The 14,823-nt window shown below is 42.5% G+C and carries 14 protein-coding genes; 13 read left to right on the top strand and 1 reads right to left on the bottom strand.

Features of this window, described 5'->3' with window-relative positions; genetic code table 11:
- Positions 1 to 5: 5 nt before the first annotated feature.
- A complete protein-coding gene (locus ACP8HG_RS08015; protein ID WP_067210339.1) occupies positions 6 to 878 on the bottom strand; it encodes a YitT family protein in 873 nt (290 codons plus the stop codon).
- A 106-nt stretch (positions 879 to 984) separates the two neighbouring features.
- On the opposite strand from ACP8HG_RS08015, the gene ACP8HG_RS08010 reads away from it, so the two are divergent.
- The 13 genes from ACP8HG_RS08010 to ACP8HG_RS07950 all read left to right on the top strand — a co-directional run bounded on the left by ACP8HG_RS08010 (position 985) and on the right by ACP8HG_RS07950 (position 14,814).
- Positions 985 to 1,323, top strand: coding sequence for a nucleotide pyrophosphohydrolase (locus tag ACP8HG_RS08010; RefSeq protein ID WP_067210336.1), 339 nt, complete (start codon positions 985 to 987; stop codon positions 1,321 to 1,323).
- Entirely contained in the window at positions 1,320 to 2,120 is an 801-nt protein-coding gene (dapB, locus tag ACP8HG_RS08005; protein ID WP_438298465.1) for a 4-hydroxy-tetrahydrodipicolinate reductase, read from the top strand. Before ACP8HG_RS08010 ends, dapB begins: the two co-directional genes overlap by 4 nt.
- A gap of 41 nt (positions 2,121 to 2,161) precedes the next feature.
- Positions 2,162 to 3,295: an N-acetyl-alpha-D-glucosaminyl L-malate synthase BshA gene (gene bshA, locus ACP8HG_RS08000; protein ID WP_338656373.1), complete on the top strand. Its 1,134-nt coding sequence runs from the start codon at positions 2,162 to 2,164 to the stop codon at positions 3,293 to 3,295.
- Positions 3,292 to 4,482, top strand: a complete 1,191-nt coding sequence (locus ACP8HG_RS07995) for a CCA tRNA nucleotidyltransferase (protein WP_338656375.1) — start codon at positions 3,292 to 3,294, stop codon at positions 4,480 to 4,482. The genes bshA and ACP8HG_RS07995 overlap by 4 nt, the downstream gene beginning before the upstream one ends.
- Positions 4,460 to 5,443 (top strand): biotin--[acetyl-CoA-carboxylase] ligase, encoded by a 984-nt coding sequence (locus ACP8HG_RS07990; protein ID WP_067210327.1) that lies wholly within the window; start codon positions 4,460 to 4,462, stop codon positions 5,441 to 5,443. Before ACP8HG_RS07995 ends, ACP8HG_RS07990 begins: the two co-directional genes overlap by 23 nt.
- 232 nt (positions 5,444 to 5,675) lie before the next feature.
- Complete coding sequence (gene panB / locus ACP8HG_RS07985) at positions 5,676 to 6,521, top strand: 3-methyl-2-oxobutanoate hydroxymethyltransferase (RefSeq protein WP_438298464.1); 846 nt, start codon at positions 5,676 to 5,678, stop codon at positions 6,519 to 6,521.
- A 1-nt stretch (position 6,522) separates the two neighbouring features.
- The gene (gene panC, locus ACP8HG_RS07980) at positions 6,523 to 7,401 is read left to right on the top strand and encodes a pantoate--beta-alanine ligase (protein ID WP_340742619.1); all 879 of its coding nucleotides are present in this window, start codon (positions 6,523 to 6,525) and stop codon (positions 7,399 to 7,401) included.
- Positions 7,376 to 7,756, top strand: coding sequence for an aspartate 1-decarboxylase (panD, locus tag ACP8HG_RS07975; RefSeq protein ID WP_187045118.1), 381 nt, complete (start codon positions 7,376 to 7,378; stop codon positions 7,754 to 7,756). The genes panC and panD overlap by 26 nt, the downstream gene beginning before the upstream one ends.
- A gap of 252 nt (positions 7,757 to 8,008) precedes the next feature.
- On the top strand, positions 8,009 to 10,786 hold the full coding sequence (gene dinG, locus ACP8HG_RS07970) for an ATP-dependent DNA helicase DinG (RefSeq protein ID WP_438298463.1): 2,778 nt from the start codon (positions 8,009 to 8,011) through the stop codon (positions 10,784 to 10,786).
- A 70-nt stretch (positions 10,787 to 10,856) separates the two neighbouring features.
- On the top strand, positions 10,857 to 11,336 hold the full coding sequence (locus tag ACP8HG_RS07965) for a cell wall elongation regulator TseB-like domain-containing protein (protein ID WP_187045116.1): 480 nt from the start codon (positions 10,857 to 10,859) through the stop codon (positions 11,334 to 11,336).
- Positions 11,337 to 11,349: 13 nt separating this feature from the next.
- Complete coding sequence (locus ACP8HG_RS07960; protein WP_340742309.1) at positions 11,350 to 12,543, top strand: pyridoxal phosphate-dependent aminotransferase; 1,194 nt, start codon at positions 11,350 to 11,352, stop codon at positions 12,541 to 12,543.
- Positions 12,544 to 12,776: 233 nt separating this feature from the next.
- Positions 12,777 to 14,072: an asparagine--tRNA ligase gene (gene asnS / locus ACP8HG_RS07955; RefSeq protein ID WP_067210314.1), complete on the top strand. Its 1,296-nt coding sequence runs from the start codon at positions 12,777 to 12,779 to the stop codon at positions 14,070 to 14,072.
- Between the two features lie 28 nt (positions 14,073 to 14,100).
- A complete protein-coding gene (locus tag ACP8HG_RS07950; RefSeq protein WP_067210312.1) occupies positions 14,101 to 14,814 on the top strand; it encodes a DnaD domain-containing protein in 714 nt (237 codons plus the stop codon).
- Positions 14,815 to 14,823 lie beyond the last annotated feature (9 nt).

The following is a 14,823-nucleotide window of genomic DNA, read 5'->3' as shown; positions in this document are numbered from 1 at the left end:
TTTACTTATCGCTCAAGCGGCTGTTTTTGTTCATCCAGCGTAAAACCTTCACCCATTACGTCGTGAACATCGGTGAGTGAAACGAAGGCATGCGGATCGACTGACGTTATGATGTTTTTCAAACGAACAATTTCATTTCTTCCGACGACACAATAGAGAATTTCTCGATCAGATTTAGTGAAATGACCGTATCCTCTGAAAACAGTTACACCACGATCCATTTCTTCAGTGATTTTCGTTGCGATATCATCTTGGCTATCAGAGATGATGAAAGCACCTCTAGCTGCGTATGCGCCTTCTTGAACGAAGTCGATGACGCGGGCGCCAACAAACAGCGCAACAAGCGTATACATCATCGAGCGGTGGTCTAGATAGACAGCCCATGAAACGAGAATGACAAGCGCGTCGAATAGAAACATTGTCTTTCCCATACTCCAACCGATGTATTTATGAGCAAGACGTGCGATAATATCTACACCACCAGTTGTTCCGCCATATCTAAAAATGATACCGAGCCCGATGCCGATAAACACACCCGCGAACAGGGCAACAAGAAACATATCGTCTTTTAGATGGATATCAATTTGATAAATCATGAATACTTTAAGGAAAACAGACACAGCAATTGTTCCAATGACTGTATAGACAAATACTTTTTTCCCCAATAGTTTCCAACCGATAATAAACATTGGAATGTTCAAAATGAGGTTCATAATCGCTGGATCCCATTTGAAAGCGAACAGGAGAATCAGTGTAATTCCTGTAAAACCACCTTCGGCAAGTTCGTTTTGAATATTAAAATGGACGAGACCGAAACTGAAAATTGCAGCGCCAAGAATGATGAAAAAAATATTTTTGAATTTGATCCCGTCGAGCATGTAGCGCACACCTTTCTTTTTCAAGCAATATAACTATTATCAGCTATAATTTTTATTTTGACAATAGTGTTATTAATTTATACGATGGTAGAGGGAGTTGACGCAAATGGAGCAATCGCAGACGATGGAAAAACTACAACAAGAAGTAGATTTGTACATAAACGGCTTTAAAGAAGGTTACTTCCCCCCGATGGAACTGGTTGCCAGGTTGACTGAAGAACTTGGGGAATTGTCGAGAGAAGTACAACATGTATATGGCATGAAAAAGAAAAAATCGAGTGAGGCGATAAAATCACTGGAAGAAGAAACAGGAGATTTGTTGTTTGTTCTTATTTGTTTCGCCAATTCACAGGGAATTAGTTTGGAAAAGGCACTTTCAACAGTTCTTGATAAATTCAAGGATCGGGATGCCGACCGCTGGACAAAAAAGGAGGAAACGATATGACAATAAAAGTTGCAATTGCCGGAGCACGAGGCAGATTGGGGAGCGCGGCGTTAACTGCGATTATGAAGGCTCCAAATATGGATCTGGTTGCTGTTCTCGATTATAAGTATGAAGGTCAGTATTTACATGGAACTGAAGTGAATGATGATGCGAGCGGGATCCCGATATATACATCATTAGAAAAGTTGGCAACTGACAACAAGCCAGATGTACTTCTTGACGTTACAGATCCAGATGCTGTTTTCAAAAATGTACATGATGCCATCACACTTGGAATCCGACCTGTCGTAGGGACATCCGGGCTTTCTAAGGATAATATTGCCCTTTTGACAGATTTAGCAGCTAAGAATCTGATTGGTGGGATCATTGCGCCAAACTTCTCAATCGGAGCGGTATTGATGATGAAGTTTTCGGCCATTGCAGCGCGTTACTTAGGTGATATAGAAATACTTGAAATGCATCATGACAATAAAGTCGATGCTCCATCAGGAACGGCAGTAAAAACAGCTGAAATGATTAGCGAGGTTAGGGACTCACATAGACAAGGACATCCAGACGAAAAAGAACATCAAGCCGGAGCACGTGGAGCGGATTTCGAAGGTATGAAAATACATAGCATCCGATTGCCGGGGCTACTTGCACATCAGCAAGTGCTGCTTGGCGGCGAAGGTGAATTGCTAAGTATTCGCCACGATTCTTTCGATCGAAAATCATTTGCGCCGGGGATTCTTATGGCGATACACAATGTTATGGAACGTCTAGATTTGGTTTATGGACTTGAAAATATTATCGACTAATAGTGAGGAAATAGTACTGTAAGTCGAAAGGGGCACTGTTATTGGAAAAGTTGAAAGTCGGTGTAATCTGCTATCCCTCTCTAGGGGGGTCCGGGGTTGTAGCAACCGAGCTTGGAAAAATGATGGCAGATAAGGGCCATGAAATGCATTACATCACATCGAGTAAACCGTTCAGATTTCTGGATGCACACCAAAATATACAATTCCATGAAGTGAAAATCGATGGTTACTCGGTGTTTAAATATCCACCTTATGATATTGCGCTCGCCAACCGTATTGCGGAAGTAATCGAGACAGAAAAACTTGACCTTCTTCATGTCCATTATGCTGTACCTCACGCGGTATCGGCTGCACTTGGTAAAGATATGGCGAATTCCACGATTGGCGTCATCACGACGCTACATGGAACAGATGTAACTATTCTTGGACATGATCCGGGACTGCGAAACACAGTGCGTTATGGAATCGATAAATCTACGATTACAACAGCTGTGTCCGAATCGCTTCGATTAGAGACATTGGAATTGATTCAACCGAAAAAAGATCTGGTAACTATTTATAATTTCATCGATGAAAACAAATACCATCCGGTCAATCCTGGTACACTAAAAAGCGATTTTGGGATTAAGTCGGATGAAAAAGTGATTGTCCATATTTCGAATTTCAGGAAAGTGAAACGAATTCCCGATATTATTGAAAGTTTCAGGGGCGTATTGAAAGAAATCGATGCAAAACTGCTTCTTGTCGGGGACGGACCTGAAAAAGTGGAGATGGAAGCGCTCGTTATGGAATTAGGTTTGCAGGCTCAAGTTATTTTCACGGGAAAACGGGATGACTTACCCGAACTTCTAGCTATCAGCGATGTCATGTTTCATTTGTCGGAAAAAGAGGCGTTCGGCCTTGTTCTGCTGGAAGCGCTCGCTTGCGGATTACCTTCAGTTGCGACAGATGTCGGTGGAATTCCGGAAGTGATTGAAGATGGTGTCAACGGTTTTCTTGTCCAAGTAGGTGATACAAATGCGGCAACGCAAAAAGCGTTGCTACTACTGAAAGACGATGGCTTACGTGCTACATTCAGGGAAAACGGACTGATAACAGCGGCAGACAAGTTCCATTCATCTACAATCGTTAATCAGTATGAAAAACTTTATTATGAGGTGGCGGGTAATAAATGACGACATCATTCGGAACCGTGCCGAGCCGCGAAGTTATCCATATCCTTGAAAATGCAGGATATGAAGCTGTTTTTGTCGGAGGTGCGGTACGGGATCACCTTTTAGGGAAAACGGCGACGGATATCGACATTGCAACTTCTGCGGAACCTAAAGAAGTAAAAGCAGTATTTCCGACAACTGTAGATATTGGTACAGCACATGGTACGATCCTTGTGTTGATGAATGGTGAACCGATTGAAGTGACTACTTACCGGACAGAAGGCACGTATACAGATCATCGTCGACCGGATGAAGTTCATTTCGTCAAATCTTTACAGGAAGATTTACGGAGACGTGATTTCACGATAAATGCGCTGGCAATGACAAAAGATGGTGAGCTAATCGATTTGTTCGGCGGTAAGGCAGATATGGCTGAACGAATCATTAGAGCGGTAGGAAACGCAGCAGATCGGTTTAACGAAGATGCACTCAGAATGTTCAGGGCTATCCGTTTTACGGCTGTCCTTGGTTTTGATATAGAAGAACAGACACTTAAAGCGATTCGTGATAATGCTACGCAAATTCGTTACATATCCGTAGAAAGACTAAAAGCTGAAATGGATAAATTATTTGCAGGTGATTATGTAGTTAAAGCTTTTCACAACATACAAAATACAGGATTAAATTTACATTTGCCTCTATTTCCAACAGACACCGAAAAACTCAACCGTACTGTGCCATTCGAATCGGCAGTTGAAGGTTGGGCTTGTTTTATGATTGTAGGTAACTTTTCACCGTCGGATGTTGCAAGAGCGTATAAATTATCAAACGTTGAAAGAACATTTCTATCAACCGTAAAAGATGCTTATGCGAATCGAATGGATTGTCAATTTACGCTTGATGATTATTACAATTATGATTTAGCTACTTTGATTACAACTGAAAAATTGATTCGATCAATTCACGCTAATGTCGAAGCAATTTCATTTACGGAAATTAAAAAGATGAAACAGTCACTACCGATTCAATCCATAGCAGATCTTTCTGTAGACGGTAAAAAACTGATGGAGTGGACAAGCCAAAAGGGCGGCAGATGGATCGGTGAATGGATAGGGAAAATCGAACAAGCCGTCTTGCACGGGACATGTAAAAATGATCCAAACGACATAAAGGAATGGTTTCTATATGAATTCAATCGTGAAAAATGAATTGTTGAAAAGACTGTTCGAAGCAGAAGGCGAACCCGTCTCCGGACAAGAAATTGCTGATCAATTCGGGTTATCAAGGACTGCCATTTGGAAATACGTAAAAGAGCTCGAAAAGGATGGCTACGTGATTGGGACGATTCGAAAAAAAGGGTATTATCTTATCGAATCACCGGATCGGGTGAACGAAGCGAATGTACAAAAATATTTAACAACAAAAAAGTATGGTCAGCACATCCATTATTACGAAACGTGTAAGTCGACGCAGTTAATCGCGCACGATGAAGAACAGAACGGTGCGGCAGATGGAACTGTTGTTATAGCGGAAGAACAAACTGCTGGTAGAGGCCGTATGGCGCGTCCATGGAGCTCCACAGCGGGTAAAGGGATTTGGATGAGTGTAATTACACGGCCATCACTAACACCACAACAAGCCCCACAGATGACGTTAGTTGCAGCGGTCGCTGTAACACGTGCCATTCAGGAAATGACAGGAATTGATCCAGATATTAAATGGCCGAATGATATCCTGATTAAGGGAAAAAAAGTGACGGGTATTTTAACGGAGCTTCAAGCAGATCCAGATCAAGTAAAGGCAGTCATTCTAGGGATTGGCATGAACGTTAACCAGAACGAATCGGATTTTCCGGAGGAACTCCAAGGCATAGCTACATCACTAAAAATGCTAACCGGGAAGCCCATTGATCGTTCGCAATTGATCGCAAAAACGCTTGGATTTCTTGAAATATATACTGATCTCTATGTTAAACACGGATTTGGGCCGATCAAGATGTTATGGGAAGGCTACTCTAATACGACTGGGAAACGAATTCGAGCGGTTATGCTCAATGAAACGATTGTCGGGACAGCTCTCGGTATCTCTGAAGAAGGTGTACTCGAACTTAAACTTGATGATGGTACCATCCGAGGTATCTATTCGGCAGATATCGAACTTTCAAATTGATCGCTATACATGTAACTTCCAATTTGTTATAGTAGTTTCGAAGGGCGGTATCTAGTGTGAACTGCACCTGTTAGAAATTTCGGTAAACTTAAATTCAATATGATCTGCCTTGATCTTTACTAAAAGACAGGGACGGAGGAAACCATCACAAGATGATACAACCCTTCTGTCCATTTTTGGCGCAGAAGGGTTTTTATATCCGGTTTCTTCTCAAAGAGAGGGGAATAATACTATGAAAAGCACAGTTGATTTTATCAAAATGAAAAAGGCTAACGAAAAGATTGTTATGCTGACGGCTTATGATTATCCATCTGCAAAACTTGCGGAGGAGGCGGGAGTCGATATTATTCTCGTGGGTGACTCACTTGGCATGGTCGTTCTCGGCTATGATTCGACAATTGCGGTTACCACGGAAAACATGATCCATCATGGCAGCGCGACTAGAAGAGGGGCGAAGGAGACGTTTCTTGTTGTTGACATGCCATTCGGTTCTTATCACGGCAGCGCAGACAGAACATTAACAGATGCGGTTCGCATTTTTCAACAAACAGGTGCTAATGCATTAAAACTTGAGGGTGCAGGGAACGTGGTCGATACGATTCGCCTCCTAACTGGAACAGGAATTCCGATTGTGGCACATCTTGGTCTATTGCCTCAGTCGGCATCCGTTGTCGGCGGTTATAAAGTACAAGGGAAGACGGCGGAAGCGGCTCAGCAACTTATAGATGATGCACGTGCATGTGAAGCAGCAGGGGCATTTATGATCGTCTTAGAATGTATTCCTTATCAGCTCGGAGAACAAGTTGCTGCAGCAGTTTCGATACCAATAATCGGCATTGGTGCAGGAGCGGGAACGGATGGCCAAGTGCTTGTATACCATGACACTGTGAAGTATGGCAGTCATCACGTCCCGAAATTTGTTGAGGCGTTTGCGGATGTTGGAACAGTTATCCATGAAGGTTTGAAAAAGTATGTGTCGTCAGTGAAAGATGGGTCATTCCCGGCAGAACGCCATCGTTTTACGATGAAAGAGGAAGAATTAACGGCGTTATACGGAGGCAATACGGATGGCAATTGAAATGGCGGTCGTTCACTCGATTGAGACCCTGCAAGGTATGATTGATCGTAATAAACGCGAGGGTCGTACAGTAGGATTCGTGCCAACGATGGGGTTTTTACACGAAGGTCACTTGACGCTTGTGAAGCATGCAAGAGAGCACAATGATATCGTTGTCATGAGTATTTTTGTCAATCCAGCACAGTTTGGCCCTGGAGAAGATTTTGAAGCCTATCCTCGTGATGTAGAACGTGATGAAAGTCTGGCTAAAGAGGGAGGGGTCGACATTTTGTTCATGCCGACTTCAGAAGAAATGTACCCGCAAGACGGCGGTGTTCGCATCTTGCCGGGACCTCAGTCAAAAGTTCTATGCGGAGCATCCCGTCCCGGTCATTTCGACGGCGTTCTGAAAGTTGTCTTGAAACTTTTTAATATTGTTGACCCGGACCGTTCATATTTTGGTATGAAAGACGCGCAGCAACTGGCGATTATTGAGACGTTTGTTCGTGATTATAACTTGAGAACGTCAATTGAACGGGTTCCTATTGTACGCGAGAAAGATGGCCTTGCGAAAAGTTCTAGGAATGTCAATCTTACTCAGATGGAACGTGCAGAGGCACCAATTATCCAGCAAGCACTTAAAAAGGGTGTATTGTTGTTTAATGAAGGTGTTTCGATCAATGAAATTGAACGGGAAATCACAGCTTATATTACGGAAAATAGTTCGGGCATAATGGATTATGTTTCGCTGCTGTCTTACCCGGAACTTACAGAATACGATGATTCGTCAGACGAGGCGATTCTTGCATGCGCTGTGAAATTCGGAAGAACAAGGTTAATAGATAATACAATTATGTCAACAAAGGATGGTTATCATGTTCAGAATGATGATGAACAGTAAATTACACCGAGCAACTGTAACAGAGGCTGATTTAAACTATGTCGGGAGCATTACGATTGACGCTGATCTCCTCGACGCAGCAGGTATGTTGCCAAATGAGAAAGTACATGTAGTTAACAACAATAATGGTTCACGCTTTGAAACGTATATCATTGCAGGGGAACGCGGGAGCGGTGTTATTTGCGTCAACGGCGCGGCTGCACGACTAGTGCAGCGTGGCGATATCGTTATCATCCTATCTTACGTCTATGTGACGGATGAAGAAGCGCGTACGCATGAACCGACCGTTCTTATCATGGATGAAAAAAACCGAGTGAAAGAAATTATTCGCGAAAAACAAGGTATGACTATCTAATTAAAAAGGGCTCATTTTGAATCGGTACGCATGATTCCGAATGAGCCTTTTATATATCTTGTCAATTTGTATATATTGAAATAAAGTACTTCATTGAATTTGCCGCCGCTCTCGGCTGACCCTTATAAGGTGTCTTGGTTCAGTTGATAGAAGTATTCATTTGTTCAACATATATATGGGCTTAGTACCGACTCGAAAGCCAGAATGTGATACAATCTGCAGTAGTATGTTAAACAGGAAGTTGATGATTGAATGCACAACAAAACGTATGCAGTCGTCGATCTTGAAACAACCGGCCATTCACCGGCTAAAGGGGACCGGATGATTCAAATCGCGATTGTGTTTATAAAAGATGGAATAATTGGGGAGAAGTATGTCCGTTTTGTAAATCCAGGACAAAAAATCCCAGCTTTCATCCGTCAATTGACGGCTATTTCCGATGAAGACGTGAAAGACGCACCGTTTTTTGATGAAATTGCGGCAGAAGTTGCCACCCTTTTGGAAGGGACGGTATTTATAGCACATAATACTGACTTCGACTTGTCTTTCCTCCAAAGTGAGTTTGCGAGATGCGGTGTTGGTAAGTGGGCAGGGAAGAAAATCGACACGGTTGAACTTTCTAAAATCTTAATCCCATCCGCTCCAAGTTACAGGTTACAAGATATTACTGAAGAGCTTGGGATACCGCTGGGGTCGGCCCATCGCGCTGATGATGATGCAGAAGCAACTGCAAAGCTGTTTCTTATTTGCATGACTAAATTGCATACATTACCAGAGGATACGCTGAATCTTCTGCACCGTAGATCGTTTCGATTGAAATCCGATCTTTCGACTCTTTTCTACGAAGCGCTAAAAATGGCGCGGATGAAAAAAATAAGCCCGGATTATTCATTTTTCCGGGGAATCCCTTATCGGAATATGTCCATTGCAAGGGATAATCACTTTGATCATCCTGTGTACCCAATTGACAATCAGGAGAAAACGGCTCAATTGAAAAAAGCTTATCCTGATTTTGAGCGAAGGGAATCGCAATTTGGGTTTATGGATACAGTGTGGCTTGCATTGTCTGGACAATCAGAAATTATTGCAGAAGTGCCGACTGGAATCGGAAAAACCATGGCTTATCTCTTACCAGCAGCAATTCATTCAATAGCGATTGGGAAACCAGTGGTTATCAGTACATACACCAATCATCTTGCTGATAAAATATTGGACGAAGAACTAGGTAAAGCCAGACTAATACTTGGATTTGATGTGACTGCGACCGTATTGAAAGGTAGAGAACAATACATTTCACTTGGTAAATTCGAGGAACTGCTACGAATTGCTGATGAGTCGTACGATGAAACGTTTGCCATCATGCAAACGCTTGTCTGGCTTACGGAAACTGTGTCCGGTGATTTGGAAGAACTGAATGTATCGGGTGGAGGCCAGCTGTTTGTAGACCGAATTCGAAAGCGGTCCAATGTGCTTGCAAAAGATGAACAAGTTGCTGATTATCATTACAGGTTGCTGGAAAGATGCGGACATTCAAATTTAATCATTACAAACCATTCCATGCTCCTTTCTGATATGAATAGAGAGCAAAAGATTTTCAGCTCACTCGCTGGACTCATTGTCGATGAGGCCCATCAATTTGTTCAAGCGGCAACATTTATGAATGAAACCGTATTTTCCTACACGAATTGGAAGTATGTAATGGGACAAATAACGTCTGATGCGACGGGACAACTGTTGCATCAGGTTGATAGGCTTAATACTCAATTCGGAACAAATCAATCTCGCAGTAGAGCTCAGTTGGATTCTGCATTCATGAAGTTTTTGACATTGTTCGATTATGCGGTAGGCATCTTGACTACATTTAACCCTGCAAAGCGCAAGAAGCAACAGGGCAACAGAATCATTTATTCGTTAGCTGAACTGAACTATGGTAGAAACGATTTTTCAAAAGTTGCTGAAGCGATGTCAGACTACATTCATCAAGCTGAATTGTTCACAAGTGGCTTAGCAATTCATCTTGACAATATGACCAAGAATGAACAGGCACTACTTTCGGAATGGGATTTTTGGGTCCGTGAAATGACCATCAAAGCGGGAGAATGGGTTGAAGTCTTTGTAGATGAAAATTTAGAAGATTTTACAGTTTGGATGGAAAAAGATATGCGCAGTATTCCGGGGAGTCTAACTGTTATCAAACGTTCACTAGATGGATCTGGGCTGATTCGTGCGCTCATTGACAGGCTGAAGGATGAACAAACCGGCATTGTGTGGACATCTGGAACACTTGCGATTCCGGAAAATGAGCGTTTCATTGCAAGACAGCTGGGTATCACTGATTCTATACCACTCTTAACATTTGATGCGCCTGCCCATTTCTATGAAGGTGCGGAAGTATTCATTGTTAATGATATGCCTGATATTCAGCAAGTCAGTCAATCAGATTATATCGAAGCCGTTACAGATGCGGTCGTTCAGACTGTCTTGGCCACGGGCGGAAGGCTCTTTGTCTTGTTCACTTCACAAGATATGCTCAGAAAAACCTATGATCTAATATCGGAAAGTCAGCAGTTAGAGGATTATACGTTGTTTGCACAAGGAATTAGTTCAGGTAGTCGGATCCGATTATTGAAGTCTTTCAGGCAGTTTACTAATTCCGTTCTATTTGGAACGAACAGCTTTTGGGAAGGTGTTGACGTACCTGGGGATGCGTTGGCTGCCGTTATCGTCGTCAGGCTACCGTTTTCATCCCCAGAAGAGCCAGTTTACAAGGCGAAGGCGGCTAAGCTGACGGCTTCTGGGCTGAATCCATTCACTGAGCATGCATTACCAGAAGCGGTTATGCGATTACGGCAAGGTTTCGGCAGACTCATTCGTTCATCTTCAGATAAGGGCTTTTTCATTATTTTGGATAGGCGGATTGAAACAAAGTCGTATGGCCCGCGTTTCTTGGAGGCATTTCCAAATGTACCTGTGAAAAAAGTGTCACTCGAACATATGGTTAATGAACTCGAAAATTGCTATAATGAATAGGTATCTTAAAGGAAGCGAGTCATAATGATTCGAAAAAAACATTTTTACGACGTACAGGACGTGAAGATTTATGCTGAATTGGATTAAATTCATCGTCGTCTTCCTTATAATGTTAACTTCGGTCATCACCGTCATGGTTTTAGTTAATGCCGAAAAACCTTTTTCGGCGGCTAAAAAGGCAGCAATCGAATCCGCGGTTCAATCGGGACAACTCGCATCAGTAAGTTCTGCTGATGTTTTCAATGGTACAATTCCGACTGTAACGGTATTCGGTGTGGACGCGGATGGCAAAGAAAAAGCGGTCTTCGTTGATGAAAACTCAAAAGATGGTTTTAAAGAAGTGAAGTTGACGGATGGGATTTCGGCAGAAAAGGCTGTTGCAAACGTCAAAAAGGAACTGGATGTAAAAAAAGTTCTTCATGTAAAGCTTGGCCAAGAGGAAGAGGGCCCAGTTTGGGAAGTCGCATTTAAAAGTGATAACGGAAAACTTAATTACGTTTATGTGTTTTTCGAGAACGGTCAATGGTGGAAACGAATATTGAATCTCTAAGGGAGCGATACAATTGACGAAATCATTAGCATCCAGGGTGAATACTCTTTCGCCATCAACGACGCTTGCCATAACGGCAAAAGCGAAAGAAATGAAGGAATCAGGTATAGATGTAATTGGTCTTGGAGCGGGAGAGCCTGATTATAATACACCTGCTAACATTATTGAAGCGGCGTATACATCGATGAAAGAAGGCAAGACGAAATATACGCCTGCCGGTGGTCTGCCTGCTCTAAAAGATGCCATCATTCAAAAGCTACAAAAAGACCAGGGATTAGACTATTCTAGAAAAGAAATCATGATTGGGATTGGTGCAAAGCATGTACTATATACTTTGTTCCAAGTTATTCTCAATCCGGACGATGAAGTAATCATTCCATCGCCTTATTGGGTCAGTTATCCAGAACAAGTGAAGTTAGCAGGAGGAGTTCCTGTACATATCGAAGGGACTGCGGCAGCACAATTTAAAGTGACGGCCCAGCAAATCCGTGACGCGGTTACATCTAAAACAAAAGCAGTCATCATCAACTCGCCGGGAAATCCGACAGGCATGATTTACTCAAAAGAAGAATTACAGCAAATTGCCGATGTTTGTCAAGACAAAGACATCTGGATCATTTCGGATGAAATTTATGAAAAACTTGTATATGATGGGGCAAAACATGTTTCCATTGCCCAGCTCTCCGATGACGCGAAAAAAAGGACACTGCTTATTAATGGCGTATCCAAATCACATTCAATGACTGGCTGGCGGATTGGTTATATAGCGGGTGATGCAGAAGTTGTTAATGCGATGACAGATCTTGCAAGTCACTCGACGTCAAATCCGACGACAACTTCCCAGTATGCGACAATCGAAGCCTATAACGGGCCGCAAGATGCAGTTGAAACGATGCGTAAAGCTTTTGAGTCTCGTTTGGAACAGGTCTATCCGCAACTATCGGCTATTCCTGGGTTTAACGTTATTAAGCCGCAAGGCGCTTTCTATCTTCTTCCGGATGTATCAGAAGCAGTTAAGAAAACAGGGTTTGCGAATGTGGATGATTTCGCAGCAGCATTATTGACGACAGCAAATGTCGCTGTAATCCCTGGATCTGGTTTTGGTTCTCCGGATACTATTAGGTTGTCTTATGCAACATCAATCGAATTACTTGAAGAAGCAATTCGACGTATTCATGCATTTGTAGAAGCAAATTGGAAAGAATAAGAAAAGCACAAATGCCTTGGTAGATCCGACAAGCGCTGGAGGGCCTTAAAACTTAAGGCCTGAAGCGACAGTAGTAGGCATCTTAGGATCGCGACATCCTGTCGCAACAGCTACATAACCCACGTCCTGTGGGCCAAGGGGCTGGACGCTGGAGTCTGGACACTACTCCAGTTGAAAAACTTATACTTTCATGTCTTTTAAAAAATAGAGAAGTTTAACTTTCGGAGGTTATTATGAAAACAATCATGATACATGAAATGCCAAACCACGCTGGTGAAACAGTTCGTATCGGTGGATGGCTTGCCAATAAACGCTCTAGCGGAAAAATTGCTTTCCTACAGCTACGTGACGGTTCGGGATTCGTCCAAGGAGTCGTAGTTAAAGAAGTTGTCGGCGAAGATATTTTTGCAAAAGCAAAATCAATGACACAAGAAAGCTCTCTTTATATTACAGCAGAAGTAACTGTAGATGAGCGTTCTACATTTGGTTATGAACTACAAGTGAAAGAAATTGAAGTTATTCATGAAGCAGTCGATTATCCAATCACACCGAAAGAACATGGAACTGAGTTTTTGATGGACCACCGTCATCTATGGCTCCGGTCTCGTAAACAGCATGCTGTTATGAAAATCCGCGACGAAGTAATTCGTGCAACGTATGAGTTTTTCCATATGAACGGATTTGTTAAAGTAGATCCTCCCATTTTGACAGGTTCTTCACCAGAAGGGACATCTGAACTGTTCAAAACAAAATATTTTGATGAGGACGCATTTCTTTCACAATCAGGTCAGCTCTACATGGAAGCTGCGGCTATGGCACTTGGAAAAGTGTTCTCATTTGGGCCGACATTCCGTGCAGAAAAATCAAAAACACGCCGTCATTTGATTGAGTTTTGGATGATTGAACCTGAAATGGCTTTCGTTGAGTTTGAAGAAAGCTTGGTTGTACAGGAGCAGTATGTGACGCATGTTATTCAATCAGTGCTACAAAACTGTCCAATTGAACTAGAAAGACTTGATCGTGATTTGTCTAAGCTTGAAAAAATTCAAGCGCCATTCCCACGTATTTCATACGATGATGCCATCAAATTCCTGAATGATAACGGCTTTGATGACATTAAATGGGGAGAAGATTTTGGAGCGCCGCACGAAACAGCGATTGCTGAAAGTTATGATATGCCAGTATTCATCACACATTACCCAATCGGCATCAAGCCGTTCTACATGCAACCACATCCTGACCGAGACGACGTTGTCTTGTGTGCGGATTTGATAGCTCCTGAAGGTTACGGAGAAATCATCGGTGGTTCTGAACGAGTTCATGACTATGAGCTGATGAAACAACGAATTAAAGAGCATAACCTAGATGAGTCTGCTTATGAATGGTACTTGGACCTTAGTAAATATGGGGCAGTACCGCATTCAGGATTTGGGCTCGGACTTGAACGTACTGTCGCTTGGATTTCCGGTGTAGAACACGTACGTGAAACGATTCCGTTCCCACGTCTATTGAACAGATTGTATCCTTAATACCTAAATAGAAGAGAGGAGTTCGGACATGCAACACGAAGAACGGCTCCGAATTTGGATTGAGCAGGGGAATGTAAACATTTCCCAGCTCTTTTTTCACAATTATAAAAGTCTCGGGATCAAAGATTTGGACGCAATGCTAATCATGCATATGACAGCATATAAATCCGAGGGCAATCATTTCCCAACTCCTAACGAGTTTGCAAGTCGTATGGATTTAACGGAAAATGAAGTATCCATGGTTTTACAACGTTTAATGCAACACGGTTTACTCCGAATTGGTCAAAGTGAAGATCAAAAAGGGGTTTTACATGAAACTTTTTCTTTGCAGCCATTGTGGGATCGATTAGTCGATCAGATTGCATTCGCAACGAATGAGGCTGAGGAAGAGACCCATAAGAACGCGGAAGGAGAAATTTTTTCGCTGTTTGAACAAGAGTTTGGACGCTTTCTGTCACCAATGGAGTGCGAATCAATCACGATGTGGCTGGATGACGATGGACATACAGTCGAAATTATCCGTGCAGCATTAAAAGAAGCTGTCATAGCACAAAAATTAAGTCTCCGGTATATCGATCGGATTCTTTTTGAGTGGAAAAAGAAAAATGTTAAGACATTGTCTGATGTTGAACGTCAAACAAAGTCATTCCGGACCGTAGGAACACGTCCGTCACAGCAGCCAGAAAAAACTGTTTCGGTAAAACGTGTTCCTTTCTATAACTGGCTGGAAGAACGGGATTAGGTGGGAGTA

Source organism: Sporosarcina sp. FA15, from assembly GCF_051550195.1.
GTDB classification, from domain to species: Bacteria; Bacillota; Bacilli; order Bacillales_A; family Planococcaceae; genus Sporosarcina; species Sporosarcina psychrophila.
The sequence above is the reverse complement of the archived record's forward strand: the minus strand, read 5'-3'. Positions and strand labels throughout refer to the sequence as shown.